General features: G+C 59.1%; 24 protein-coding genes and 1 pseudogene. 15 read left to right on the forward strand and 10 right to left on the reverse strand.

Going from position 1 to position 26,956, the window contains the following annotated elements; genetic code table 11:
• Positions 1-276: 276 nt before the first annotated feature.
• Complete coding sequence (locus KUF55_RS12930) at positions 277-870, forward strand: hypothetical protein (protein ID WP_218816852.1); 594 nt, start codon at positions 277-279, stop codon at positions 868-870.
• Between the two features lie 622 nt (positions 871-1,492).
• Here the strand turns inward: KUF55_RS12930 and KUF55_RS19080 are convergent.
• The 3 genes from KUF55_RS19080 to arr form a co-directional block, all read right to left on the reverse strand.
• The gene (locus KUF55_RS19080; RefSeq protein ID WP_218816853.1) at positions 1,493-2,056 is read right to left on the reverse strand and encodes a GNAT family N-acetyltransferase; all 564 of its coding nucleotides are present in this window, start codon (positions 2,054-2,056) and stop codon (positions 1,493-1,495) included.
• A gap of 124 nt (positions 2,057-2,180) precedes the next feature.
• Positions 2,181-3,284 carry an alpha/beta hydrolase gene (locus KUF55_RS12940; RefSeq protein WP_218816854.1) on the reverse strand — a complete coding sequence of 368 codons (1,104 nt, stop codon included), beginning with the start codon at positions 3,282-3,284 and terminating at the stop codon, positions 2,181-2,183.
• 232 nt (positions 3,285-3,516) lie between these two features.
• Entirely contained in the window at positions 3,517-3,927 is a 411-nt protein-coding gene (gene arr, locus KUF55_RS12945) for an NAD(+)--rifampin ADP-ribosyltransferase (RefSeq protein ID WP_218816855.1), read from the reverse strand.
• 561 nt (positions 3,928-4,488) lie between these two features.
• On the opposite strand from arr, the gene KUF55_RS12950 reads away from it, so the two are divergent.
• From KUF55_RS12950 to KUF55_RS12960, 3 genes are all read left to right on the forward strand, one after another.
• Positions 4,489-5,535: a methionine ABC transporter ATP-binding protein gene (locus tag KUF55_RS12950; RefSeq protein WP_218816856.1), complete on the forward strand. Its 1,047-nt coding sequence runs from the start codon at positions 4,489-4,491 to the stop codon at positions 5,533-5,535.
• Positions 5,526-6,245, forward strand: a complete 720-nt coding sequence (locus KUF55_RS12955) for a methionine ABC transporter permease (RefSeq protein WP_132358887.1) — start codon at positions 5,526-5,528, stop codon at positions 6,243-6,245. Before KUF55_RS12950 ends, KUF55_RS12955 begins: the two co-directional genes overlap by 10 nt.
• A 66-nt stretch (positions 6,246-6,311) precedes the next feature.
• Entirely contained in the window at positions 6,312-7,226 is a 915-nt protein-coding gene (locus tag KUF55_RS12960; protein ID WP_218816857.1) for a MetQ/NlpA family ABC transporter substrate-binding protein, read from the forward strand.
• An 83-nt stretch (positions 7,227-7,309) separates the two neighbouring features.
• Here KUF55_RS12960 and KUF55_RS12965 read toward each other — a convergent pair whose 3' ends face one another.
• Positions 7,310-7,738, reverse strand: a complete 429-nt coding sequence (locus tag KUF55_RS12965) for a DoxX family protein (protein WP_218816858.1) — start codon at positions 7,736-7,738, stop codon at positions 7,310-7,312.
• Positions 7,739-8,109: 371 nt separating this feature from the next.
• On the opposite strand from KUF55_RS12965, the gene KUF55_RS12970 reads away from it, so the two are divergent.
• Positions 8,110-8,787 (forward strand): polysaccharide deacetylase family protein, encoded by a 678-nt coding sequence (locus tag KUF55_RS12970; protein WP_255557026.1) that lies wholly within the window; start codon positions 8,110-8,112, stop codon positions 8,785-8,787.
• 99 nt (positions 8,788-8,886) lie between these two features.
• Here KUF55_RS12970 and KUF55_RS12975 read toward each other — a convergent pair whose 3' ends face one another.
• The 3 genes from KUF55_RS12975 to KUF55_RS12985 form a co-directional block, all read right to left on the reverse strand.
• Complete coding sequence (locus KUF55_RS12975; RefSeq protein ID WP_218816860.1) at positions 8,887-9,351, reverse strand: N-acetyltransferase; 465 nt, start codon at positions 9,349-9,351, stop codon at positions 8,887-8,889.
• A 192-nt stretch (positions 9,352-9,543) separates the two neighbouring features.
• Entirely contained in the window at positions 9,544-10,302 is a 759-nt protein-coding gene (locus KUF55_RS12980) for an amino acid ABC transporter ATP-binding protein (RefSeq protein WP_132358897.1), read from the reverse strand.
• A complete protein-coding gene (locus KUF55_RS12985) occupies positions 10,299-11,768 on the reverse strand; it encodes an amino acid ABC transporter substrate-binding protein/permease (protein WP_370630914.1) in 1,470 nt (489 codons plus the stop codon). The genes KUF55_RS12980 and KUF55_RS12985 overlap by 4 nt, the downstream gene beginning before the upstream one ends.
• A gap of 515 nt (positions 11,769-12,283) precedes the next feature.
• Here KUF55_RS12985 and KUF55_RS12990 point away from each other — a divergent pair.
• From KUF55_RS12990 to KUF55_RS13000, 3 genes and pseudogenes are all read left to right on the forward strand, one after another.
• On the forward strand, positions 12,284-13,906 hold the full coding sequence (locus KUF55_RS12990; RefSeq protein ID WP_218816861.1) for an alkaline phosphatase: 1,623 nt from the start codon (positions 12,284-12,286) through the stop codon (positions 13,904-13,906).
• A 176-nt stretch (positions 13,907-14,082) separates the two neighbouring features.
• Positions 14,083-16,244, forward strand: a pseudogene (locus KUF55_RS12995) (S9 family peptidase).
• On the forward strand, positions 16,241-17,275 hold the full coding sequence (locus tag KUF55_RS13000) for a GNAT family N-acetyltransferase (protein WP_255557027.1): 1,035 nt from the start codon (positions 16,241-16,243) through the stop codon (positions 17,273-17,275). Before KUF55_RS12995 ends, KUF55_RS13000 begins: the two are co-directional and overlap by 4 nt.
• A 78-nt stretch (positions 17,276-17,353) precedes the next feature.
• Here the strand turns inward: KUF55_RS13000 and KUF55_RS13005 are convergent, their stop codons facing one another.
• Positions 17,354-17,659: a hypothetical protein gene (locus KUF55_RS13005; RefSeq protein ID WP_218816862.1), complete on the reverse strand. Its 306-nt coding sequence runs from the start codon at positions 17,657-17,659 to the stop codon at positions 17,354-17,356.
• Positions 17,660-17,982: 323 nt separating this feature from the next.
• Here KUF55_RS13005 and paaI point away from each other — a divergent pair, with 323 nt between their 5' ends.
• The 4 genes from paaI to KUF55_RS13025 all read left to right on the forward strand — a co-directional run bounded on the left by paaI (position 17,983) and on the right by KUF55_RS13025 (position 21,320).
• The gene (paaI, locus tag KUF55_RS13010; RefSeq protein WP_218816863.1) at positions 17,983-18,441 is read left to right on the forward strand and encodes a hydroxyphenylacetyl-CoA thioesterase PaaI; all 459 of its coding nucleotides are present in this window, start codon (positions 17,983-17,985) and stop codon (positions 18,439-18,441) included.
• Between the two features lie 38 nt (positions 18,442-18,479).
• Positions 18,480-19,799 carry an AMP-binding protein gene (locus KUF55_RS13015; protein ID WP_218818787.1) on the forward strand — a complete coding sequence of 440 codons (1,320 nt, stop codon included), beginning with the start codon at positions 18,480-18,482 and terminating at the stop codon, positions 19,797-19,799.
• A 110-nt stretch (positions 19,800-19,909) separates the two neighbouring features.
• Positions 19,910-20,527, forward strand: a complete 618-nt coding sequence (locus KUF55_RS13020; protein ID WP_218816864.1) for a TetR/AcrR family transcriptional regulator — start codon at positions 19,910-19,912, stop codon at positions 20,525-20,527.
• A 91-nt stretch (positions 20,528-20,618) separates the two neighbouring features.
• Positions 20,619-21,320, forward strand: coding sequence for a nicotinamide mononucleotide transporter (locus KUF55_RS13025; RefSeq protein WP_218816865.1), 702 nt, complete (start codon positions 20,619-20,621; stop codon positions 21,318-21,320).
• A 72-nt stretch (positions 21,321-21,392) separates the two neighbouring features.
• Here the strand turns inward: KUF55_RS13025 and KUF55_RS13030 are convergent, their stop codons facing one another.
• Complete coding sequence (locus KUF55_RS13030; RefSeq protein ID WP_255557028.1) at positions 21,393-21,980, reverse strand: GNAT family N-acetyltransferase; 588 nt, start codon at positions 21,978-21,980, stop codon at positions 21,393-21,395.
• A 351-nt stretch (positions 21,981-22,331) separates the two neighbouring features.
• On the opposite strand from KUF55_RS13030, the gene KUF55_RS13035 reads away from it, so the two are divergent.
• Entirely contained in the window at positions 22,332-24,008 is a 1,677-nt protein-coding gene (locus KUF55_RS13035; protein WP_218816866.1) for a thiamine pyrophosphate-dependent enzyme, read from the forward strand.
• A 45-nt stretch (positions 24,009-24,053) separates the two neighbouring features.
• Here the strand turns inward: KUF55_RS13035 and KUF55_RS13040 are convergent, their stop codons facing one another.
• The gene (locus KUF55_RS13040) at positions 24,054-24,545 is read right to left on the reverse strand and encodes a hypothetical protein (protein WP_218816867.1); all 492 of its coding nucleotides are present in this window, start codon (positions 24,543-24,545) and stop codon (positions 24,054-24,056) included.
• Between the two features lie 137 nt (positions 24,546-24,682).
• Here KUF55_RS13040 and KUF55_RS13045 point away from each other — a divergent pair, with 137 nt between their 5' ends.
• A complete protein-coding gene (locus KUF55_RS13045; RefSeq protein WP_255557029.1) occupies positions 24,683-26,170 on the forward strand; it encodes a cell wall metabolism sensor histidine kinase WalK in 1,488 nt (495 codons plus the stop codon).
• Positions 26,148-26,816, forward strand: coding sequence for a response regulator transcription factor (locus KUF55_RS13050; RefSeq protein ID WP_132358924.1), 669 nt, complete (start codon positions 26,148-26,150; stop codon positions 26,814-26,816). The genes KUF55_RS13045 and KUF55_RS13050 overlap by 23 nt, the downstream gene beginning before the upstream one ends.
• The last annotated feature ends 140 nt before the right edge of the window (positions 26,817-26,956 follow it).

Here is a 26,956-nt window from a genome sequence, read left to right on the forward strand (position 1 = left end):
CGCCACCACAAGAACCTCCTCAGCGGGGGCTGGTCATTCGCAGATGAGTCGGACCAATAAGGCCGCTGCATCGTCGGCAGTAGGCGTGCAGGATCAATTCCTGCACTTCAGCTAGACCTCGGAAGTCTTCTGCGATCCGATTTCGACACTCCCTAACTGGCAAGGAAGGTACTAAGCCAGCCGATTTTTCGTCAGACTTCTTCGAATAAACCTACTTTTGTAACGAGAATAGACAACTTCTCCTCCCGCCCACAAGATTCCAAAAAGACAGTTCAAGTGCTTGAATTTTTGAGTAAAATCGCCTGGAAAAAAATAATCGGTGATATACGTGCGACACGCAAGCTTGATTATGTATTAGTAATGGACAATCTTCCTCATGACCCAACGTATCTACGGGCGATTTCAGGACTAACACTAATTTCGCTGCTCTTGGTCTCCTGTACTGGCGTCTCTACGCCAGCAGCTACTGACCCTGCCGAAATGACAGGCAGTTCCCCCGTTTCACCCGACTCTGCCGATTCGACGACGACTGATATCTATAAGATGCATTCGGAATCTGTTCAGCGTCTCGCCAAGTCAAGCCGAGTAATCGGCGAGGTAGAAAGTATTGGGTCAATTGAGTTGCCAATCGGTGAAGTGCCTACTGGATTCGATTCAGTCGGATTCATGGTTTCATGTGAAGATTCATCATCGTGGGACATCGTTCTCAGCAGTGGAGTAAGGATCGGCGCTAGTGACTGCGGAGCTGACGCAGGCGGAATCGCTAGCGTGTCCATACTGCAAAAGGAGCTGAACGCTATAGAGGTGCATCTCGAACTCGGCGAGAACGTAAAGGCCTGGACAACAATTTTTGCCACTAATGAACCCTAACGGTCGTACACCTGTCTACCTCATTTTTCGATTGGCATCCGAAACGGTGCGCCGATCGAGGGGCGATCACAGATAAAATGTTGCATTTCCGGTGTCGCTCGGCACAGCACCGGCATTGTTTGCCCGTAACCCGAAACGCCTTTCCCATATGGGTGCTGGTGGCAGCGTGGTCATGATCGGCCTTGGTGGGGCGCTGGCACTCACCGTTGGCAAAAGCTAGTTTCCTATTGAATGGAGCAGTCCGAGCGGGTACATAAGCCATTCCGGAATCTTCCGCTCCACCTACGCCAATCACCCATTTCAACAATTTTGTGATTCCGAGAGTCGCGGCGGCCAGTGGAGTTCAATTCTCCATCACAAGTCCCGCAGTGGGTTTCCCGTGCAGACGGGCCAGACGTTGAACTCAATGGTCCAGGCCACCGAGAAATTGGACACCGGCCATCCATCGATCGCCGGAATACTTTTCGGCGTTTCCGACCCTGTACCGCCGGTACCAGCCGGCGCGTCTGGTGATTCCGATCGTGGTTAATAATTCTTCCGCACGAAGTTCTTTACTGAGTTACCGTGACGATATGGTCCGGGAAGCCAAGCGCTTTTTGCGAGACGGGTTACCGATTGATGTCTAGGCCGTCCAAGGAAGTTTGCGATGCAAGGTATGTAGAGTTACGGTTCCCCCGTAAATGGGAGAGGTTCCAAGCTCCGAAAACCCCCAGTGCCGATAAATCTCTCGGACCTGGGAGGCTTGGCCGAAAACACCCAAGACGGCATCCTGTTCGGTTCGGCTCGACAGGAGTTCACGGATGCACTGTTTAGCTATCCCCCGGCCTCGAAAGTTTTCGTCGACAGCGAGTTCCTGGATAATTACGGTTCTCGAAGGCGAGATTTCCGCGTCTAGCGTGGGCAGCATCGCGTTTAGTCGTCGCAGCCAAGAGCTGTCCTGATCCAGTCTCTGAGATAACGCAAAGCCGACCAAGTGTCCATCGTGCCTCGCCGCGACAAGTCGCCCACCAGGACTAGCAAGTTTCTCGCGGCCCCATTGATCAATGCTTTGCAATTCGTCTGGTGATTCATTGTAAGGAGGGGCTGCAAAGCTCAAGACGATGAGACTCGCGATTTCAGCCCAAACATCGTCCGGGGCAACTCGCTCGAACCGGAGGTAATTAACTTCCTGGTCAATCTCTCTCATAGAGGCTCATCCTAGTGCGCAGTTTCGTCAGGAGCATGTCCGGCGAGCGAGTCCGTCGGCAGCAGGCGCGATGCCCCCGACAGCGAGTTGCCGGGCCCTCAGCGCAGAGCACCGAATCGTTTACTTAGCATTGAAAAGGTTTTGCATGGGGTTGGTTGGTAGCTTCGCGCAGAAACTTCCCGAAATCAGCGAAGGCCCGGCTTGCTGCATGCTCAGCCGCCGGAGAGATATGTGTCAGTCCGAAGAAACCGTGCACGAGTCCCCGTTCCATGTAATGGCACGTGGGAACGTTTGCACCTCGTAGTTTCTCAGCAAGTAGTTCACCCTCATCCCTTAAGGGGTCGTGTTCGGCCGTGATGAGCATGACCGCGGGCAAACCATGCAAAGAAGCATGTATCGGGCTAACCGTCGGGTAATCTCGACGGCTGGGGTCGGGCACCCATTGCTCAACAAACCAGGAAAGGTCGGCTGAGTCGAGACTCCACCCGTTGCCCTTCGCGGTGATACTTTGTTGGCCAAGGGTCATATCGGCGTTTGGGTATCCGAGGAATAGCGCCGAAGGTGACATCGAGTCTTCAACGAGCCGTGTTGCGGCTAACAAGGCAATCGCGCCTCCTGCGCTGTCACCTGCCAATGCGACGCCATTCTGTGCCGAGCCACCTAGCTCGGATAAGTGTTCCACTGCCCAGGTATAAGCGCTTACCGCGTCGTCCACAGCAGCGGGGCTGGGATTTTCAGGTGCGCGCCTGTAGTCCACGGCCAGAACTGCTACATCTGCCATTAGTGCCAGTCTCCGGCAAATTCCATCATGAGAGTTCAAATCTCCGAAGACGAACCCGCCTCCGTGCAGGTAAATCACCATTGGTTTTTCTTCATGACTTGCTCGATACAGACGCCAACTCAACCCTGTATCGGCACTAAGGTCTTTGACGTTAGGCAATTCGGGCCCAGGAACGCGTGATTTGGCGCGTGCCTCGGAGTCAGCACGAAGGGCTTGCACGCCAACCGCAGCGCACGAGGGGCCCGGATTTTCCCGCACCTCGGCAATCCAGCTTTCCAATTCGCGATCAGCTAGGGCAGATGAAGTTGATCCATCAGAACGGATCGTTGAATTCCCCGAGGCTGACAACGTCATATTCGCCGGAAATTTCGCCGTCACTGAAGCATTGTTCTTTTGCGTGTAACGGCGATTATTTCCGCGCCTATGCCCAACAGAATCAAGACCCATCCCAGGATCCCCAAGTTTGAGAACGTGATGAGAAGAGCACCGGAAACGACCAGAGCAATGGACAGTATCAAGGCCAACTGCGACTTTCTACTAATACTCATATCCCCCACCCTACAAGTCACCGACTGATGGACTTTGCCCCACGTAATGTCGTTGTACCCTATTCCCATAGGGAGTCGCTCGTGCGTTCCATCCGAACTATCAGCCGAACCGGGCGCAAAAACGATATTCGTCAGTTGATGATTTCACCGCGTTCGTCGGCGCGAAGCTCCGCGAGGCGCTCTTTCCAAGCCTGCAATGCCTCGGTCGTCTGTCGTGGCCAATCGGTGACTTCGCCAATAATCCTGAGTGGGGTTCTGCTGCGGTAAGAACGGGTGGGGTTGCCCGGAAACTTCTTGTCGGTCACGTTCGGGTCATTCTCGAACATGCCGGTCGGCTCAACCACATAGACCCGAGGGACGCCGTCACCCTGCGCGAGTTCCGCGGCGAGTCCAGCACCATTTGGAAGCGCGGTGAAATAGATATGGTTCATCACGACCTCCGGACGATAATTCGAGCGAAAGCCAGCTTCTAGGAGATCGCCTTCCCGGAGATCAGCTTTTGTGCCGTGAAAAAAGGGTCCTTCATCCAAGATCAGACTCACAGCGACAGTCTAAGCAGACGCCATTCTTAAGAACAAGGCGATAAATCCGACCAGCTCGGATGCAGTGTGCACACCGAAGAAGTGGCTGTAGGCGTTCCCCCATCTATGGAACACCCAATCCTGTGGCCATCAATGAGAGTGGCCCGCTACGACTTGCGAGCAGGGAAAATTTTTGAGCCAACGGCAACGTGACGGGACACCGCGATTCGAGGAAGCTCCCGTAACCGATAGTGCACAGTAACCGGCGGGCCGGTAACCACTCGCTCTCCGGTTTTGGCTGCGCCCTCCCCTGATCGCGATAACACGTGCTGTGCTGCCGCGAATCAAGAATGAAGAAACATGTCGATGGCCTTAGCCCAACCGACATGAAACGTAATAGATCACGATGGATTGACCGGCCAACATGTCGTCATATTTCCTCACATGCCACGGCGTGACTTCACCGTAGCGGCGCCCTATCCCCCGACCGCAAACTAATGAAGTCCCCCGGAATTCCGAGCCACACGGAGCCGCCACACGAAAGGTGCCAAACGGCACCACGCCAGCATGAGAGCCCACAGCATGATCAGCCTGAAGAACCTCACCAAGGTCTACGGACATGGAGAACAATCCCTCACCGTCTTGGACAACTTGGACATTGACGTCGCAAACGGCGAAATTCTTGCCATCGTCGGCCCCTCGGGCGCCGGCAAGTCAACGCTCGCCCAGTGCATCAACCTCTTGGAACGCCCGACCTCGGGTCAGGTGATCGTCAACGGTGAGGACCTAGCGCAGCTACCCGAACGCAAATTGCGTGTGGCCCGACGCCGCATCGGCACGGTATTTCAGTCGGCGAGTTTGCTCTCCCGCCGCACAGCCGCCGAAAACATCGCCCTGCCGCTGCAGTATCTCGGTGTCACCCCGGCAGAAACCAAGGCGCGGGTCGGCGAACTGCTTGAACGCGTGGGGCTCTCGCACCGTGCAAACCACTACCCCTTTGAGCTCTCCGGTGGCCAGCTGCAGCGGGTGGGCATTGCCCGGGCACTAGCTTTGCGACCGGCGGTTTTGCTCTCCGATGAAGCCACTTCGGGCCTCGACCCCGAAACCACCCGATCCGTCGTCTCGCTACTGCGCCAGCTACGTGACGATCTGGATCTGGCGGTGGTGTTCATTACCCACGAAATGGATACGGTGCTGCACGTTGCCGATTCCGCCGCCCGATTAGAGAACGGTCGGATCACCGAACAAGGATCGTTGGTGGACCTGCTTACCGACCACGACTCGGCCCTGGGACGCGCCCTGCAACCTCACCTCTCGCCGGCAGAACCCGAAGCAGGCTCAAGCCTCTGGCATGTCACCTACGACTCGCGAAAAGTACCCAGCGATTGGCTTCAGCTGGTTTCGGCCGAGCTGGCAGAGCCGGTAGCCCTGCTGGCCGCCACCATCCAGAGCATTGACGGAACTAGCACCGGCAACGCCACGGTCGGGCTCCGTGCCCCCGCGCACTTGGCCACCGCCGCCTTCGCCCGCCATGGGCTGCGGGCAATCCCGGGGGAACTCGCCATCGCGAACTCCGCGCTTGATCACTCGTCCGATACCCGAGCCACTGAGGATCTCCAATGGGCCTAAACATTTCCTCGGCAGTCCAGATTCACGCGCTGTCCGATACCGCACTGGCCGATTTGCCGGCACTTCTGCTTCCGGCCCTCGGCGAGACACTTGCGATGGTCGGCATCGTGATGCTCATTGTCATCGTGGTGGGAACCCCGATCGCCGTGGCGCTGCACAATATGGCTCCGGGTGGACTCTTCGAACGCCAAGGCACCTATTCGGTGCTCAGCTGGATCGTGAACATCGGCCGCTCACTGCCGTTCCTGGTGTTGATGGCGGCGATTGTCCCGTTCACCCGCTTTATCACCGGCACCAACATTGGCATTGCCGCGGCAGTCGTTCCCATGTCACTGGCCGGCATCCCCTTCTTCGCTCGGTTGGTGGAGAACTGTTTGCGCGATGTTCCGCTTTCGGTCACCGCCGCGGCGCGTGCCTCGGGCGGTTCGCCCCTGCAAATCATTCGCACGGCCCAGCTTGGTGAGGCAGTTCCAGCGATTCTGGGCGGGCTCACCATCAATACCATCGCGATGATCGAGTACTCGGCCATCGCCGGAACCATCGGCGCAGGTGGCATCGGCTACGTCGCCGTCACCTACGGTTACCAGCGCTTTGACAACACCGTCATGCTGGCCACCGTCATCCTGCTGATTCTCATGGTCACGATCGTTCAGCTCACCGGAGATGCATTGGTGCGGGCAGCCACCCCGCACCTCAGCCGCCGCAAATAATCCCATCACCACCTCACCACGCACCACCGACACTCGCACCCGTTCACTCGAAAGGTCCATACCCTCATGAGCACCACCGATACGAAGACTGCTCCCAGCCCAGATGACCACGGCTTCACCATCAGTAAGAAGAAGAAATGGCCCTGGGCCGTGGGAGCCATTGCCGTGGCGGCTGCCATCATCGCTACGGTGGCCATCAACGCCGGCTCCGGGACAAAATCGCCGAACAATGTTGCCGGCGCAACGCTGACCGTGGTCACCGCCGAAGGCAACCACGCCGAGCAGGCCTTGGTGAACTTTGTCGCCGAGGAAGTCGCGCCGAAATATGGCATCAAGGTTGCCTTCAAGGGCCTAGCCGATTCGACCACGCTGAACCGCGCCGTATCCACCGGCGAGGTCGCAGGAACCATTTACCAGCACAAATTGTGGCTCTCTCAGGTTCTTGAGGCCAATCCGGACTTCAAACTCACCGCCGCTGTTCCCGTCTTCCGCTGGGGATTTGGCATCTGGAGCGAGAAGTACAAGTCCGTTGAGGAAATCCCGAACGGTGCCACCATTTCGCTGTACTCGGATCCGGCGAACGAGGCCCAGGGGTTGTGGTTGCTCGAGCGCGCCGGTCTGATCAAGCTGGCCGACGGCGTGGATAAGTGGAAGGCGACTCAGAAGGATATCGCCGAAAACCCGAAGAACATCAAGTTCAAGCTGCTCGACTTCGCCGCCCAGTCTCGCTCCCTGCCCGACTTGGATGCCACAGTTGGCTACACCGAGTACTATGTGGCAGCCAAGGTTCCACTGGAACAGCAGATTTACGCACCGGCCGCACCGGACGAGTTCGCCGGCCAGTTGACCATCGGCAGCGAATTCCAGGACACCGAAAATGTGAAGAACCTTGTTAAGGCCTTCCAAGATCCGGCAGTTCAGGAATTCCTGCGTACCGACCCGGCCGTCAAGGATCTGCTGATTCCCATCGACGCCAAGTAGGACTTCGCAGCACTAAACAGAACCCCCGTGGTCACCGGATTCAACCGGCGACCACGGGGGTTCTGTCTGTTTCGCTATGGAGACTAGGCGGCGATGCGGCCCGGAATGAAGCGGTCCACGGAGAGGCGACCGGCACCGAGCAGTGCAACAACTGCAGCACCGGCAGCCAGCGCCAGTACCAGCTCAAAGCCGCCGACTTCAACAAAGACACCGGCCGAGACATGGACCATGAAGAGCGCGCCAAGCATGTTTGCGGTGAGCAGGACGGCAAAGATGCGGGTGAGAACGCCGAGGATCAGGGCAATGCCACCAACGATTTCAAGGGTTGCCACTACGGGTGCCACCAGAGAGGCCGCCGGAACGCCCATCTGGCCGAAGGCGGCCACCGTGCCATCGAGAGTGAACTGGAAATACTTCTGCCAGCCGTGGGCGGCAAAGAGGAAACCGATAACTACGCGCAGGATTGTCTGGGCGGCGGTGAGTAATGAGGCGTTTTTTGCTGCAGTGTCCATGAGAATTCCTTAAGAGCTATGTCGTCGCAACCAGATTCCGGGGAATGGTTCTGGCTCGGCGGCGGAGAAACATCCCGTCCGCTGGTTCTTAATAACCATCGCACATATTTAGTTGAAACTTCAAGCGAAGGAAGTAGTGTTGCTTCTTAATGCTCGTCGTTGCTCTTCATGCGAGCCATCTTTGGGCCATAAGAACTCGGCCTAACTTTCGTCGAAGGGGACCTCGATGGAGGAACTTCGCAGGTTAAGCAGGCACTATTGTCGACATGTCTTCCCGCTCCACACCGCTTCGCCTTTTTGCCGCACTCTTCTGCCTAGTCCTAGTTTCTGGATGCGCTGCCCCCCTGAGCGAAAGGTGGCAGGGATACCCATTGGGCGCCTCGCCCGGCAACGTAACGGATCAAGCCATCGCATCACCGACGGATCAGAAAGTCCCCATCCCCGACTGCAGCCAAGTTAAATGCGTTGCCCTGACCTTTGATGATGGACCGGGCACTTACACCGAATCGCTGCTGTCGATACTTGATCGGTACAACGCCAAGGCCACCTTTTTCCTCATCGGGAAAAGCGTCAAAAAGTTTCCTCACATAGCCAAGGAAGAACTGACCGAGGGACATGAAATCGGCAACCACACCTGGTCTCACCAGAGCTTGAGCCAGGTTTCCACATCCAGAGCAGAAACCGAACTGCAAAAAGCTGATGCGGCCATCAAGGAGGCCACGGGTGAGAACCCCACGTTGATTCGCCCACCGTACGGTGAGATTCCGGAAAACCTCAAAAAATCACTTAACACCCCGGTGGCACTGTGGAGCGTCGACACCATGGATTGGAAGACTCGCAACACCAAAAAGACGATCAAGGCCGCTGAAGCAATCACCCCTGGCTCGATCGTCTTGATGCACGACATCCACAAGTCAACCGTCGACGCCATGCCGAAGTTTCTGGCCGACCTAGCGGCCCAGGACTATCACTTCGTCACCGTCAGCCAACTTATCGGCAGTCCCACACCTGGCGTCGCCTACGGAACCGGCCGGCACCCCGACTCGTAGCAAAAGTTGCCGTATGGGACAATCCAATCGCGCGTATTCTGAAATCTTTTCCAGCGCCAAGAATTTACCTCGGGAACACCCGCTACGAGCCGCCGTGTGTTAAATGGATTTTTTCATCTTGGTCGTCACGGTCTCGTAGCCCATGGATTCATAGAGTCCCTTGGCCGCGTGATTAAATCCAAAGACGCTGAGGCCAAGGGTGTTCGCACCGTGGGAACGCGCATAGTCCTCCGCTAGCTTCATGGTTGCCCTCCCCCATCCCTTGCCTCGGTGCTGCGCATCTATAACAATGTCCCAGACCCACCATGAGCGCGGGTCATCGGAGCTATCGGTTCCAACCCAGAGATAACCGACGCTAGACCCCTCGTCCACGACATCAAACACGGCGTTATCCAAACTCGGTGCGCCCTCAGGAAACGCTGCTTCGAGGCTCGCGTGCGCCCGGCGATGCGCTTCGACTGGAGACTCACCGGTGGCCACAAGATCGGTTTCGTACTCCTGGCAGCTACGTTTGAGCCATGCAGGAAATTGTTGGGAACTGATGGGGATGAGCTTAACGGTCATAAGCTCAGTCTGACATTGCGCCGCAGCGGCAACTAATACCACCGGTGCCTGCACTGGTCTCTCGCGCCGGAGAGCGTTGTTGGCTTCGCTGTCTTCAGGTCCACCGCACCTCCACCACACACAACGAGAAATGGCCGCAACATCACCGAAGATACCTGCTCTTCGGCAATGCTGCGGCCATGACTGGTGGGGCTAGAGAACCTTGGAGAGGAACTCCTGGGTGCGCTCCTGCTGCGGGTTGCCAAACAGCTCGGCCGGCGGGCCGGATTCGCAGACCACACCACCATCCATGAAGATCACCCGGTCACCGATTTCCTTGGCGAAGCCCATTTCGTGCGTCACCAAAACCATGGTCATACCCGAGGCCGCCAGGTCACGAATAACCTGAAGCACCTCGCCGACCATTTCCGGGTCAAGGGCGCTGGTGGCCTCGTCAAAGAGCATGATGCCCGGGTTCATGGCCAGCGCACGGGCAATAGCCACACGCTGCTTCTGACCACCGGAGAGCGACGCCGGACGGGCGTCGGCCTTCTCCTTCAAACCGACGCGCTCAAGGAGCGTCAGCGCCTGTTCCCGGGCCTCGGCCTTGGTCGCCTTCTTCAGCTCGACGGGAGCCAGCATGATGTTCTCCGCCACGGACATGTGCGGGAAGAGGTTGAAGTGCTGGAAGACCATACCCACGTGGCGACGAACTTCGTTGATGTCGACCTTCGGATCGGTCACGTCAAAGCCGTCTACGACCACGTGGCCAGCGGAGATTTCCTCGAGCTTGTTCAGGCAGCGCAGCAGCGTGGACTTGCCGGAACCCGAGGGACCGATCACACAGACAACTTCACCTTCACTGATCTCCACGTCAATGCCCTTAAGAACCTCATTGGTTCCGAATGACTTGCGCAGCCCCTTGACGGTGATCTTTGCTGGTTTTTTCGTTTCAACTGGTGATGCGCTCACTTGTTGAACCTCCTGTCGACGTAGTTTGCCAGCTTGGTCAGGGCCATGATGGCAACGAAGTAAATGACGCCCACGATGAGCAGGGTCTCGGTGATACGGAAGTTTGCGGCGTAGATCTGCTGGCCCTGGTAAAGCAGCTCAGTGAATCCGATAGCCAGCAGCAAGGAGGAATCCTTGAGCATGATGATCAGCTGGTTGATCAGCGAAGGAGTCATCATCTTAAAGGCCTGCGGGACAACAACCTTCTGCATGGATTTGCCGTAACCCAGGCCCAGGGAGCGCGAGGCTTCCAGCTGTCCGGGATCCACCGACTGAATCGCTCCACGAACGATCTCCGCCACATAGGCACCGGAGTTCAGCGACAGCGTCAACACGCCAGCTACCCAGATGCTCATCGGCAGACCCGTCAACTGCGGAACACCGAAGTAGAACAGGAAGGCCCAGAGCAGCAGCGGGGTGCCACGGAAGATGTTCACAAACGTGGTGGAAATTCCGCGCACCACGATGTTATTGGAGAGTTTCATGAACCCTGCCAGCAGACCCAGAACCATCGCGACGGCGAAGGAAATTGCCGTCACGAGGATCGTGTGTCCCAGACCGTTCAGCAACGCGGGGATGGAATTGCCCAATCGTTCCCAGAAGTTGCTCGGGACAGCAGAAGCCGGATCGGCAAGGTACTTATCTAAAATCTTGTCGTATTCGCCGTTGGCCTTCAGCTTGGCCAGACCGTCATTAAACGCCGCCAGCAGGGCAGGATTCTGACCCTTGTTCACGGCGAATCCGTATGAACCGCCCGGAACCTTCTCGGTCACCGTGGTCAGCCCGTTGTTTTGGGAAACCCCGTAGGCGAGCACCGGGTAGTCATCAAAGACTGCTACCGCCGAACCCGACTTCACAGATTCGTACATGGTGGCCGACTGGTCAAGGGATTTAACCGTGAACCCGTACTCACCGGCAATCGATTTGGCGTAGGTTTCACCCTCCGAGCCGGTTTTGGCAACCACGGTCTTGCCCGCTAGGTCCTCATAACCCTTGATGGAGTCATCCGTCTTGGCGATGGCCATCTGGACACCCGACTCAAAGTACGGTTCGGAGAAGTCGTAGATGGCTTTGCGATCATCGGTGATCGACATGCCAGCGATGACACCGTCAACCTGATTAGAGCTCAGGGCCGCCAGTGCCGCGCTGAACCCCAGGGACTTGATATCAACGCTGAAGCCCTGGTCCTTGGCGATGGCCTGCAGCAGATCCATATCAATACCAACGAGCTCGCCGTTAGCCCTGAACTCGAAGGGAGCGAAGGTGGTATCTGTGCCGATGACGAAGTTTTTACCTTCGACGTTGCTGTCTGAGGGCTGGGCCATTGCGGCGCCAGCGCCGCCGAGCAGCACAAACACACCCGCCAGCCCGGCAATCACCGCCCGAAGCAAGGCCCTTGGGGCCCGTGTCTTTCTGGACTCTGTCAAGGGTCGTTCATCTCCTTAGTGTGGGATCCGCCCACGTCCTGTGGCGGTGTTATAACGCTTCATAGCCTAGAGGCTCGGGCGTGGCGGCGATAGCATCTGAAATGGTAGATCATGCGCTGTCGCTTAGAGACCTTATCGCAGGGCTGAATCCACCTCCAACCTCCTAGTAGCTCACAGCGCTTGGTACACCCTACCCATGGCCCCGGCAGGGGTTGAGAAGCCTCCTGGCGGCTGCACCACATAACACCAACCGACCCAATATCTCGGGGTTGCCGGGGTATGGATCGCGGCGCTTCGAAGACCTTGGATCCTCACCTGCGTTTGCCCTATTCGCCGGTGGTGTGTCTGCACATCCGGCGAGCGCGAGCCGTGGTTATCCCGTGCCTATCCCGGCTAACCAGTCATTGAGGTGTAATTCGAGCGTGGAGATCAATTGGTGCTGGGGCAAGGAGCGCGGGGGCTGCTGTTCACCGAGCCGTTGATTTCTGGTCGCCGAGGTGGGGTTTGCTCGAATTATGGATACTCCCACCTCACGCCGGACCCTGCTCAAGGGTGCCGCAGCTTTCTCTGCCCTTGCCGCCACCTCATTCTCGGTGCCCGCAGCATTCGCCGCTCCGCAATCGGGCGCTGGCTCACTGATTTCTCGCCGCCTGACGTTGCCCTCGGGCATCTCCACCGGGGATGTTTCCACTAATTCCGCAGTGCTGTGGTCCCGGGCCTCCGATCAGGGGCGCCTGCACGCCATCCTGCGGGCAGCCGACCAACAGGGCAATCCGCTCAAGGGCCGATTTGCCCGCACGGTGAAGCTCTCGGGCTCCCAGGCACACGCGGGAACCGACTTCACCGCCAAGATCAACGCGCGCGGTTTGCCCGCGGGAACTCGCTTTGAGATGGAGCTGTTCTTTGAGGACGAATCCGGTCGCCGTGGGGAAAGTGGCCGGGGTTCCTTCATCACCGCCCCGGCGCAGGGCAAGGGACGGAATAAAGAGTCAGCGGCACAGAGTTTTGTCTGGACCGCCGATACCGCGGGACAGGGGTACGGCATTAATGAGGAAATCGGTGGAATGCGCGGTTATGCCGCCATGGCAGCCACCAAGCCCGACTTCTTCATCCACTCGGGTGACACCATCTACGCCGATGGGCCCATGTCGGCGGAAATGCGCGAGCCCGATGGAAATATCTGGCACAACGTGATGACCGAGGAAGTCTCCAAGGTGGCAGAAACGCTCAACGAATACCGTGGGCGCCATCGCTACAACATGATGGATGTTAATTTGCGTGCCATGTATGCGCAGGTACCGGTCATTGCGCAATGGGATGACCACGAGACGGTGAATAACTGGTACCCCGGAGAAATTCTTGAGGACCCCCGTTATACGGTGCGTGAGGTGGATACGCTTGCTGCCCGCGGTCGGCAGGCCTGGCAGGAATATATGCCCATTGCCGACGCGCGTGCCCTGCGCCCGGGCACGGGTTTTGAAGCCTCCCGCATCTACCGTCAGATCAGGCGCGGCCCGCACCTGGACGTTTTTGCCCTCGACATGCGCTCATATAAGGGCAAGAACACTTCCGGATTGGAGGCCGCGGAGACGGCGCTGCTCGGTGAGGAACAGCTGGATTGGCTCATTTCCTCGCTGCGCGCCTCGGAAGCCACGTGGAAGGTCATCGGTAATGACCTGCCACTGGGGCTGATTGTCCCCGATGGCCAGGCCCAAGAGTCGATCTCCAACGCCGAGAACGGTGCCCCGCTAGGTCGGGAGCTGGAACTGGCTCGATTGCTCGCTGCGATCAAGAAGTACGGGATCAAAAACGTGGTCTTCCTGACCGGAGACGTGCACTACTGCGCTGCCCATCACTACTCCCCGGAGCGGGCAGCCTTCACGGACTTCAACCCGTTCTGGGAATTTGTTGCCGGTCCCATCAATGCAGGGTCCTTCGGTCCTAATACGCTCGATGGCACGTTCGGCCCCAAGGTCGAGTTCCAGCAGGCAGGTCCCCCGCTGGGTTCCCCGCGCTCCGGTGATCACCAGTACTTTGGCCACGTTGATGTTGCCGGGGATGGATCGGAGTTCACCGTGAAGCTGATCAACGCCAATGGCGCCGTGCAGTACACCAAGACGCTGACCCCGCAGCGCTAAGCTCCCCTCCCAGGTATTACCCGCACACCCCAGCTCGGCAACGCGGTCTCTCCGGATAGCTCCGGAGGGCCGCCTTGTTGTGTTGGCAGCCCAGACGCGGCCCAGCGCCACATGATGTTGTCCGCGTTGGGCGAAGCCATGGGCGCATACGCGCAGTTTTCCGATTGAATGGAACCATGAGCCACGTCGATTCCGCACCCGCTGCCCCGCAGACCCCCAAGATTCCTACCCTCAGGACACACCACGGGGATACCTTCACCGATCACTACGAATGGTTGCGTGAAAAGGAAGACCCCACGGTGGTAGCGCATCTTGAGGCGGAGAACGCCTACGCCGAGGCGGTGACGGCCAACCAGGCTTCCCTGCGCGAAGCGATCTTCAACGAGATCAAGGCTCGCACCGTGGAAACCGATCTGTCGGTTCCTGCCCGTAAGCGCGGCTGGTGGTACTTCACGCGCACCGCCGAAGGCTCGCAATATGCCATCCAATGCCGCGTCGCCGCCACCGATACCGGTGATCTTGAAGTGGACTGGACCCCACCGGCCATTGAGGCAGGAATCGAGATCGAGGGCGAACAGGTGCTCCTTGATGGAAACAAAGAGGCGGCGGGCAAGCCCTTCTTCTCCTTGGGCGGCATGGCCGTGAGCGAAGACGGCACGCTGCTGGCCTATGCACAGGACAATGCCGGGGATGAGCGTTTCACTCTGCGCATCAAGAACCTGACCACCGGTGAACTGCTGACCGACACAATCGAAAATGTGTTCTATGGTCTGGCGTTCTCCCCCGACGGGACGCGCGTCTACTACACCGTGGTGGATGACTCCTGGCGCCCCCACCAGATCAAGGCACACACCCTGGGCACCGATCCGGACACCGACACCGTGATCTATCAGGAAGATGACCCGGGCATGTGGCTGGGCTTTGACCTCTCGGCCGACCGCACCGAACTGTTGATTTCGATCGGCAACTCCGAATACTCCGAGACGCTCACCCTCGATTTGCTCAACGAGTCGGCCCAGCCCGTCATGCTCATTTCGCGTGAGCACAAGATCCTGCACACCGTGGATCCGGTCACTTTGGATGCCGAGCGCTGCTACGTGATTACCCATGACCGCGATGCGCTGAACAATATGGTCTCGCTGCTGCGCGCCGACCAACTGACTCTGCCCTATGCGCAGCAGCGCTGGGACACGGTGATTGAACATCGGGACACCGTCAAGGTGGAGGGCACCGCATCCACCGCCACCCACCTGATCATCGCCGTCCGCAAGGACACCACCGAACGCATCGCGATCCTCCCGCTGGCGAATCTGGGCACCCCGGAGCAGCAGGAACCGGTGGAACCCTCCTTCGACGAGGAGCTCTACACCGCCGGCTTAGCCAACGCCGAACTTGATGCGCCGATGATCCGCCTGTCCTACACCTCCGACTTCACCCCCGCGCGAGTGTATGACTACACGCTGGCCGACGGAACGCTGACCCTGCGCAAGCAGACCCAGGTCAATGACTACGATCCGAGCCATTACCTCGCGACCCGCGAATGGGCCACCGCGGGCGACGGCACGAAGATTCCGCTCACCATCCTGCGCCGCAAGGATGTCACCAAGACAACGCCGCAGCCGGTGCTGATTTACGGATACGGCAGCTACGAGGCGTCGATGGATCCGGGCTTCGGCATCCCTCGGTTATCGCTGTTGGACCGTGGCGTCGTCTTTGTCATCGCCCACGTACGCGGTGGTGGTGAGCTCGGCCGCGCCTGGTACCTCGATGGCAAAAAACTGACCAAGAAAAACACGTTTACCGACTTTGTGGACGCCACCACCTACCTCATCGATTCCGGCTGGGCCGATCCAGCGCGCATTGTCGCCCTGGGCGGATCGGCCGGCGGACTGTTGATGGGTGCGATCGCCAACCTCGCCCCACAGCTCTACTCCGGGATCATCGCCCAGGTCCCTTTGTTGACGCACTGACCTCCATCCTGGATCCGGAGCTGCCGCTCTCCGCCCTGGAATGGGAGGAGTGGGGCAATCCCATCGAAGATGCGGACGTCTACGCCTACATGAAGTCCTATAGCCCGTATGAGAACGTGGCCGCCCTGCCGTACCCGAAGATTGCAGCCGTCACCTCGCTGAACGACACCCGCGTGCTTTACGTCGAGCCGGCAAAATGGGTAGCAAAACTGCGTGAGGAAACCACCGGCACCGCCCCCATCGTGATGAAGATCGAAATGGATGGCGGGCATGGCGGTGCCTCCGGACGCTATGAAGGCTGGAAGACCCGCGCCTGGGACTACGCCTTCGCTCTTGACACCCTGGGCCTAAACCCCGAAGGCGCATGAGTACACCGCACATCAGCCGCTCCCGAAGCGCGGGGTTCACCACGAACCCCGCGTTCCGGGCACTGCTCACCGCGTCTTCGGATGCCACCGGTGCGGACCTCGACGCTCTTTTCGACGAGATCAAGGATCTGGACCTGCTCGTGGTGCTCGATGCGGCGGGGGAACCCTCCGCGCTGGCCGTGTACCGGCGGATCAGTGCCTTCGCGGTGGAAATCGAGTACCTCGCCGTGGCCCCGCACGTGCGGCACCAGGGGGTGGCCACCGCCCTGGCGCGCCGGATCCAAGAGAACGAGGCGGCCATGGTCATCGCGCGCACCGACGACGACGCCATCGGCTTCTACCGGGCCGCCGGCTTCCAGATCAGCGATTCGCCATCCGATCCCCGCTGGCCGGATCGCCGCCGCTACCTCTGCGTACTGCCCCACCTTCCGCTGCTGCGTCACCCGGTAACAGATGACGGACCCGTGGAGTGGATCCAGGGGGAACCGGCCCCGGCGCCGGTAGTGGTGCATCCACCGTCGGCATCCTGGTCGCAAGATTTTGCAGCGCTCGCCGAACGCATCGGAACGGCACTGGGGTCGCGGGCACTAGCCATTGAACATCTGGGATCTACCTCGGTGCCCGGATTGCCGGCCAAACCGGTGATTGATGTGGTGCTCAGCGTCGCGGATCCCGGGTCCGAAGCCGACTACGTTGACGCGTTGATTGCCGCCGGCTTCGTCTTCCGGCTGCGTGAATCCGGATGGTATGGTCACCGATTGTTTGTTGCCGGGCCCGGCGAGCAGGCGGCGAATATTCATATTTTTGCTATCGGCTCCCCGGAGACCGCCAGAATGCGACTGTTCCGCGATTGGTTATCTACCCATGGAACCGACCGCGAGGCCTATGCGCGGATCAAGCTGGCCAGTGCCGCGCTCATTAATGAGAGTGGCGGCGGGATGGGACTGGTGATGGACTATAACCGAGACAAGGAACCGTTTATCCGTGAGCTCTATCAACGGATCCTTCGGAATGATTCGAGTGAGGATTAAGCACCGGCGTAGCTTCAGCGTAGAGCGGTGCGCACCGAAGTTCACCGGCTTCGACGGGCACCGCTCCTTGGTCCGGTACTAACCATGATGGTGTTGTAACCGATGCGAAGAATCGATACTCGGCTTCATAGCCAACACGGTGGCTATCACGGCAATGCCGCCCCCAATCCAAGCCGTTATTGCGGGGATATTGGATCCGGCAAAATTGCCCAGCCACGGCAGGATAATCGCGATGCCCGCCGCCAAGAGTTGCCCAATTTCTATGCCATAGAGGTTGGGTCCGGCCAGATTGATCATCCCGACCACAAATAGCAAGGCACCGGCGGTGATGAGCATGGGCACCGAATCCCCCATGGCGGCGGACCACAGGGGTGTTAGCGCCATGATCAAGCCAACAACCACGACTGTCCAATCTTCCCAACGTCTCCAACCACGCATTGGTTTCAGCCCCTTTGAGTGTCACGATGTGCTTCGTTAGTTTCAGTCTGCCGCCGCAGACGGCTCGCCGGTAGGGACTTTCGTCCCTGCCGGCGAGCTCGATTCCGACGGTCACGACCAAGGATCGGGGTTGGACACTCCATGCTGTGCAGAGAAATTAAGTCACGTCTTGTTCCCCGAAAATTCGGCATTGCGGGTCCTTCGTCTTGACTTATCTCACATTTCAGGATTACCTAATGATCGTTCGGTAAATAATTGAGAGGTCTTCTATGAGCGACACTGGCGTCGATGCACAACCGATGCATCCCATCTTGCGTAACGATAATGCGGCCAAATGGTTGGGCATCGAGGTGCTGAAGGTTTCCGAGGGGCGGGCCACCATCTCCATGACTCTGCGCCCAGAAATGCTCAACGGGTTCGGGATCGCTCACGGCGGGATGATCTTTGCCCTCGCCGATACGGCCTTCGCCATGGCCTGCAACTCGCACCTCGGCTCGACCGACACCATCACCGTGGCCGCCGGTGTTGATATCAACTTCCTCAAGCCCGGGATCCCGGGCCGCACACTGACCGCAGTGGCAGAACGTCGCCAGCAAACCGGACGCAGCGGCATCTACGACATCCAGGTCCTTCAAAGCGTCCCGGATGCCGACGACGAGGTGCTGGCAGAATTCCGCGGCCGTTCCCGCACCATTCCCAAGCCCTCCGCAGCCGCGCCAAAACTTTAAACTCCGCCCCCTCTCCACTTCGCACGTAAGGTCACATGATGAACCAGCCATCCGCTCGGGTCGAACTGCCTAATCCGTTGGATCCCGAAGAAACCATGAGTCGCGATCAGATCGAATCGATCCAGCTCACTCGCCTGCAGGACACGCTGGCCTACGCCTACGACCGTGTCCCGTTGTACAAGGAAAAGTACGACACGGCCGGCGTGCACCCGAGCGATTTGAAGGAACTGGCCGACCTTGCCAAGTTCCCCTTTACCGAAAAAGAAGACCTTCGCAAGACCTACCCGTTTGGCATGTTCGCCGTCCCGCAGCACGAGGTCGCCCGCATCCATGCCTCCTCCGGCACCACGGGGCGAGCCACGGTGGTCGGCTACACCCAACAGGATTTGGATGACTGGGCCAAGTTGGGCGCTCGCTGCCTGCGCATCGCCGGTGTTAAGCCCGGATGGAAGGTTCACAACGCCTACGGCTACGGTCTGTTCACCGGCGGACTGGGTGCTCACGCCGCGGCCGAGCGCCTGGGCACCACGGTGATCCCGATGTCCGGCGGACAGACCGAGAAGCAAATCACGCTCATTCAGGACTTCGAGCCCGACGCCATCTTGTGCACGCCGACCTATCTGCTGACGATCGGCGATGCGATGAAGCGCGCCGGATTGGATCCGCGTAAAACCTCGTTGAAGACCGCCGTACTTGGCGCCGAACCCTGGACGCAGGAAATGCGTCACGAACTCGAGGTCATGTTCAACATCGACGCCTGCGACATCTACGGATTATCCGAAGTGATGGGCCCGGGTGTCGCCGGGGAATCAAATCAAACCAAGGACGGCAGCCACATCTGGGAGGATCATTTCCGCCCGGAGATCATTGATGCCTTTGACCCGACCAAGGTCCTGGGCGACGGGGAGCACGGTGAGTTGGTCTTCACCTCGCTCACCAAGCAAGCGCTGCCGATCATCCGCTACCGCACCCACGACCTCACGCGGTTGCTGCCCGGCTCCGCACGCCCGGGCCATCGCCGCATGGGACGTATCACCGGGCGCAGCGACGACATGATCATCCTGCGCGGGGTTAATCTCTTCCCCTCGCAGATCGAAGAGATCGCTCTGCGGATTGAGGGTCTCTCCCCGCACTTCCAGCTGGAGATCACCCGCCCCGGGCGCATGGACCAACTTGCCGTGCGCATTGAGCGTCGCGAGGAATGCAGCACCGAGCGGGCCCAGGTAGCTGCCAAGGAACTTGCCACTCAAATCAAGATCCATGTGGGTTCCTCCTGCGCCATCGACGTCGTGGAGCCGGGCACACTAGCGCGCTCCTCGGGCAAGCTGCGCCGCATCTACGATCTGCGCAATAAATAGCGCAGCGGACACCAACATGTGTGGGCGGGAGATGGGTCACCGTTTCCCGCCCCTTGGTTTCTCACCCACCGCCATTTTCCGACCGACCGATCGTGAGAGAATGAGCCATTATGACTGTCAGCGTTAATAACTCTTCACCGACCAAGCGGGGACGTCCCGGATACGACCAGGACTCCGTGCTCTCCATCGCCGTGGAGCTATTCAACAAGCATGGCTTTGATGCCACTTCAATGGGCAAGCTCGCGGAGAGCCTGGGCATCAGCAAGTCCGCCATCTACCACCATGTTCCCTCCAAGGGTGACCTGCTGCGCTTGGCCCTCGATGAGGCGCTGATTCCCCTAGAGGCCATCGTCGAGGACGAGCGTGCCACCGTTGGCACCGCGGAAGAGCGCCTGAAGTTCTTCCTCCGCTCCACGATTCAGGTCCTCGTTAAACGTCAGAGGTACGTGACGCTGCTGCTTCGACTGCGCGGCAATACCGAGATTGAACGTGATGCCCTGGAACGCCGCCGCGCGGTGGACCGCCGGGTATCGGACCTTGTGGTCCAGGCCCAGCAAGAGGGCTCCCTGCGAAGCGACATCGATGCGCGCACCACCACGCGCCTACTCTTTGGCACCATCAACTCGCTGGTCGAGTGGTTCAGGGAAGATGGAAACGTCACAGCCGAACAGGTCGAAGAGCACGCCATCACCATGATGTTTGATGGATTACACAGGAACACGAAATAGGGTACGTCTCAGCAAGTCGCGCTACGATCAGTAGCTGAGGCAGCACAACGCACCCCCACCGTTTTTCTTTGTGAATAGGCAGTCATTCTTCGTGGACGTAATTTTTTACAATCTTTTTTCTCAGGCACCCGGGACCGATTCCGGCACTCAGGTAGCACTCTTTGCGATTTCGACCCTGCTCAGCTGCATTGCTCTGGTGGTGCTGGCCCGAGGCAATGATCTCGGCTGGTGGGCCCAGATTCTGGCGATCTTCGCTGGCCCATTGGTGATCGCGCTGCAGTACGAAGCCTCGTTACTGTTCTACGCGGTGCCGGCATTGCTCGCTGCGGCCTTCGGTCTCTGGCGGTTCTCCCGCTTTGAAGCGTCGGGGAAGTTTGGCCGCAAGGTCATCGTCCAAGGATTCAGCATCAAGTCGCTGCTGATCGGCCTAGCCTTCGTCGTCATCTTCACCGCCCTGCGCATGGGCCGCATGCTGACCGAAGGATTTATCTTCGGCGACGGAAACGCTTCGATCTGGATGTCGTTTATCGCCGAGGCAACTCTGGTGGTTGCCTTCATCGGCATCGCCTGCGGATACCGCTGGGCGTGGTTGGCTGCCACCGTTGCTGGCATCGTTTATGTCGCGGTGCTCTTCGGCAACAATCCGGCGCTCGCACTGCTGGGGCTCAACGTCTTCCAGGCTTTGGTCGGCATCTACGGTTGGATTTCCTGGCGCTCCCTGCCCGTGGCCGGTAGCGCGGATACTGCCGCCGCAGCAGACGTGAAGTACCCGCCGAGCCCGTACTCCGCTTAGCCAAGAACCTCGGCCACAACGTCGAATCTAGGGACCCCAGCCATTGGCGCTGGGGTCCCTAGTTGTATGGCGCTACGCTGACATGTTCACGATCTCGAGCGCGGTGATCTGAGGTGCTGGATCGGTACGTAGTCGTGCGAGCGTCTGCACGTCAAAGCGCACAGGCTCCCCCATTTCGTTGAGGTACATGAGCTTTTCTCGCTCCAGCCCTTCAACGAGGAAGCCGGCCGCCATCGCCACCCTCCCCGATACGGGGTTGTTGGTGCGGTGAGCCAATTCCAGACGGTGCAGGCCTAGGGTCTCGAAGCAGTGCTCGGCCAGCGTCGCTAGCGCCGCCGAAGCCAGACCCTTTCCTCGCCCAAGAGGTGAGACCCAATAGGAGATCCACGCAGTTTGGTGACGCCGATCAATGGCACCCGCCATGACATGGCCCAATGCCATTCCGCCGCAGTCGATGGCAAAGGCCGCAACGTGGGAGCCATCGGGTTCGAGCCAGGGTGCCAGCCAACGTCTGGCCGCCTCCTCACCGTTGATGGGTTCGGCAGCCTGTGCGGCCATGTCATCGGCGTCAAAAGCGGCGATGACTGCCTGAACGTCGGCGGCCGAGTCCGTCCAGGGACGCAAGCGGGCACCTGTTGCGGGTTTCTCTTCCATGCTCATGAAACCACCCTAGCCGCGGAATTTTGCCGCGGCCTCCTCACTCATGCTCAACAACGCCGACGGGCAACAAACAGGCCGCACCCCCCGCCGTGGTCGCCGTTAAAAAATCGCACCGGGGCATCCATGCCAGAGTGCGGGCAAGCAAATCGGGAGATTTCGCGATGAAAACAAGTCATTGTGATCAACGACCCAATATGACAGAAGCGTTTCGTCCCATAATGCTGGCTTGTGGCGCGCATCATGTACATTTGCTGAAACTTGAGAATTCGTTCGACACTGTGCGGCACAACGTAGTACCGCACACTGCAACACTTGTCCCGCACTCCACGGAGACAGCAAGGAGCACACGCCATGAGCGCCCAAACGCTAGAAGTACAGACCGACGCCCAGAATACGGCCAAGAAATCTGCCGGCCACATCATTGTGGACACCCTGGTGGCCCATGGTGTCGAGCGCACCTACGTGATTCCGGGGGAAAGCTACCTCGAGGTTCTCGATGGGCTGCACCATTCCCCCATCGAAACCATCGTCTGCCGCCACGAGGGCGGCGCCGCCTACATGGCCGAGGCCGACGGCAAGATGCACCAGCGCCCCGGCATCGCCATGGTGACCCGCGGACCCGGCGCGGCCAACGCCCACGTGGGTCTGCACACCGCATGGCAGGACTCGACGCCGATGGTCCTCTTTGTCGGCCTGATCCCCTTCGCCCACCGTGACCGCGAGGCCTTCCAAGAATTCGACATCAAGGGCTGGTTTGATACCGGCGCCAAGCGCGTGATGGTTCTTGACCACCCGGAACGCGCCTCGGAGATTGTTGCCGAGGCCATGTTCGCCGCCATGAGCGGTCGCCCGGGCCCCGTCGTTGTTGGCCTCCCCGAAGACATCATTCGCGAAATGGTCGATTCCACCTTGCACCCGGTCATCCCCGTGGCCACCGGCGGCATGACGGTTACCGACTGGAAGCAGCTCAAGGCCGCCCTGGAAGAATCCACCAAGCCGCTGTTTGTACTGGGCGGCAATGACTGGACCCAGGAAGGCACCACCGCACTGACCTCGTGGCTCGAAGAGCACCACTTGCCCGCGGCCGTCGAGTGGCGTTGCGAAGGAACCATCCCCTTTAGCTCCCCGTCCTATGTTGGCCCGATCGGCTATGGCCGTCCGAAGCCCACCTATGACCTACTCGAGGAAACCGATCTGCTGGTCTTCGTGGGCACCGTCCCGGGAGATGTGATCACCGATGGTTTCTTGGTGCGTCAGGATTGGTCCAAGAAGAACTTCTTGGTCACCATCGACCCGTCGCTGCGCGGTCGTTCGGGCCCGGTGTCACACCAGATCGTTTCCAAGCCCGACGTTTTCGTGCGCGACCTGGTCATGATGGATCTGGCCGACAAACCGGAATGGAAGTCCTTCACCGATCGCATGCGCGGCGAGCAGGAAAAGTTTGCCGTATTGCCCTCCGCCGCTCCCACCGATGGCCAGGCACGCATGGACACCATGATGGCCAACCTAGTGACCGGCCTACCGCACGACGCCATGATCACCCTGGGTGCCGGCGAGCACACGAACTGGGCACACCGCTACTTCCCGACCGAGGTCTACGCGGCCATGATTTCGGCACGAAACGGTTCCATGGGCTACTCGGTGCCCTCGGCCATTGCCGCTTCACTGAACTTCCCGGGCCGCCGCGTCGTTACGATTGCCGGTGACGGTGAGTTCCTCATGAACGGCCAGGAATTGGCCACCGCCGCACAGTACGGTGCCACCCCGCTGGTCATCGTGATGGACAACCAGGAATACGGCACCATCCGTACCCACCAGGAACGCCACTACCCCGAACGCATTTCCGGTACCCAGCTCAAGAACCCCGACTTCGCCCTGATGGCCCAGGCCTTTGGTGGATTCGGGGTTCGCGTCGAGAAAGACAGCGACATCCCGGCAGCACTGCAGGCGGCCCTTGAAGCGATTGATGAGAAGGGCCAGTTCGCCCTCATCCACCTGATCGTGGAACAGCGCGTCAAGGCCTACTAGGCTCGCTGCGCTCATTTTGCGAAGGCCCATCTCCCCCACCGATTTCTATGAAAGCGGGCTGGGTGAGATGGGCCTTCGCGTTTTTTGTCTCTGATGGTTCTCCTGATCGGAGATGCGGCAGCTTCCCGCCCTCGATAGATGGCTCGAAGATCTGGGCTTCTCGGGCTGCCAGCACCCCAGAACTTGGCTTCTCATGTGGGTCTCATCAATATCGGCAATACTGGTTGTCATGGGATTGGGAAGATGGGGCAAGTGGGCGGCCGGATTGGCTGCCCTTTTGGTGTTGGGGTTCACCGCCTTTTGGGTATCCTCCGAATTATCCAATCCACCGTCGGTAAATCTGGGTCCCGCGATCACGCTCGAGCCTGGCACGGCAACGGCCAGCCCGACGCCTTCGCCGACCCCGGCCTCGCCTTCGCCCTCATCGACTAAGCCCAGCCCATCACCGTCGACCAATTCAGCCACTCCCTCAACTTCCGCAGCGCCTAAAACCACCTCGAAGCCGAAGTCCACCCCCGCGCCCAAGACGACTTCCAAGCCGAAGTCCACGCCATTGCCGACCAAGCGGGCCCCGGTAAAACCGCTTCCGCCCTCCGACGCGGACGACGACGATGACGGCGATGACGATGACGACGGGGATGACGCTGATGATTAGTCTCAAGGATCCCGTTCGGTTGCTGTCTGCTACAAAGAAAAAGGAATGGACCCCGCGCCGCGGATTCTCTGTACGCACCCGTGTGCTGGCCGGCATGCTCGGGTTAATCACGCTAGCCTTCGCAGTCACCGGAACGGTGGTCTACCTCTTGCAGGTTAGCTCCATGGATGCGCGTATTGATGACTCACTCAAGCGCAGCGTGCAGGAATTCCAAGTCCTGACCGATCGAAGCAGCCAGATGGCGACAACCGTCGAACCGCTCACGGCCGAGGCACTGCTGTATGCCGCCATGCAACAGACCTTGCCCGCGAAAAATGAGGGAATGTTGAGTCTGCTTAACGGTTCGGTGCGCTGGACAGCCCCCGAAATTGTGAAGATGCGTCCGGAGAATGACCCCGGGTTCATCGACTGGGCAGTGCATCGGGCCCCAACCGATCGCGTGATGCTTCAGACGGTGCCGACCAGTCAATCCGTCTATCGCGTGGTGAGCATCCCGCTGTCCCTTGAACGTGATGAATCGACTCCCCACCTGTTCTTTGCCTACGACTACACGGCCGAGAAGCGCGCTTTGAATCAGGGCTTCATGATGTACCTGTTGGTCGGGCTCGTCATTCTGCTGGGAGCCGGAGCCGTCGGCTGGCTACTGGTTGGCCGCCTGTTGCGCCCCGTTACGCTATTGCGCGACACCGCCCGGCAGATCTCCGAATCCGATCTGTCCCAGCGCATCGAAGTGGTTGGCCGGGATGATTTGGCTGAGCTCACGATCACCGTCAACGCCATGCTGGACCGCGTTCAAAACGCGATGATCTCCAAACGCCAGCTCCTGGACGATGTTGGCCACGAGCTCCGAACGCCCGTCACCGTGATCCAGGGTCATTTGGAACTGATGGATGTTAATGACCCCCATGATGTTGACCAGGCACGTGAGATCGCGATGGCGGAACTGGACAGAATGTCTTTCCTCATCAATGATCTGGTCACCCTCGCCACCTCCAACAGCGACGGCTTTGTCCAGCTCGCACCCACCAATGTCGGAACCCTGCTCGATGACTTACTGGACAAGGCCCGAACGCTTGGTCAGCGTAATTGGCGCATTGGAAACCGGGTGGAGGCCACCGCCAATCTTGATGCCCAGCGCATCACCCAAGCGATGCTTCAGTTGTGTTCCAACGCGGTGAAATTCTCCACCGTCGGGTCCACAATTACTTTCGGAACTAACATCGCCACCGACCAGCACAACGGATCGGTACTGCGTTTCTGGGTACGCGATGAGGGAATCGGCATAGATGTATCCGACCAAGATCGCATCTTTGAACGGTTCGGACGCGGCCAGAATTCCAAACGAACCGAAGGTTCGGGCCTGGGTTTGAACATTGTCTCGGCCATCGCCGAAGCTCACCGGGGAACCGTTGGGGTCAGCTCGGATGTCGGCATCGGTTCAACCTTCGTCATAGAGATCCCCACAACCTTGCAGAAAGAAGAAGATGAGCCGAATACTGATCATTGAGGACGAAAGTCGGATTAGCTCCTTTGTTGCCAAGGGACTCAAGGCCGCCGGCTATATACCTACGGTGGCCGACACGGGCAAGGAGGGTGGCTATCTGGCCCAAATTGGCGACTTCGAACTCATCATCCTTGATATCGGGCTGCCCGACGAGGACGGATTCTCCGTCCTGTCACGCATTCGAAGCACCAACATTGACACCCCTGTCATCATCCTGACTGCCAGGTCGAGCATCGAGGACACCGTGGCGGGGCTCGAGGGTGGAGCGGATGACTACATGGCTAAGCCATTCCGCTTCGAAGAACTCTTGGCCAGGGTCCGCCTGCGGTTACGTCCGCAGGCCACCGCCATGGAAGACCAAGTGATACGTGTGGGACCACTGGAACTCAATTGTGGCAGCCGCCGCACGCGCTTGAACGGTCAGGAGATTGACCTGTCCGCCAGGGAATTCGGTCTGGCCGAGGCCTTCATGCGGAACCCGGGCCAGGTCCTCAGCCGGGAGCAGCTGCTCTCCCGCGTGTGGGGCTACGACTTTGACCCCGGATCCAACGTAGTGGACGTCTACGTGCGCTATCTGCGCAACAAATTGGGCGCAGAATGGTTCACCACGGTTCGGGGTATGGGTTATCGCTTCGAGGACCCTTCCTAAAAAGGCTCCTCATCCCGGTGGCATGATCCGCTGATCACCGACGGATCATCCCAAAATGACGACTGCGATGACCCAACATGGAGGTTGGGTCATCGCGCCAGCAATTGAATTATCCCGAGAATGATGTCTTGCGCAAACGG

Source organism: Paeniglutamicibacter sp. Y32M11 (assembly GCF_019285735.1).
Lineage (GTDB): Bacteria > Actinomycetota > Actinomycetes > Actinomycetales > Micrococcaceae > Paeniglutamicibacter.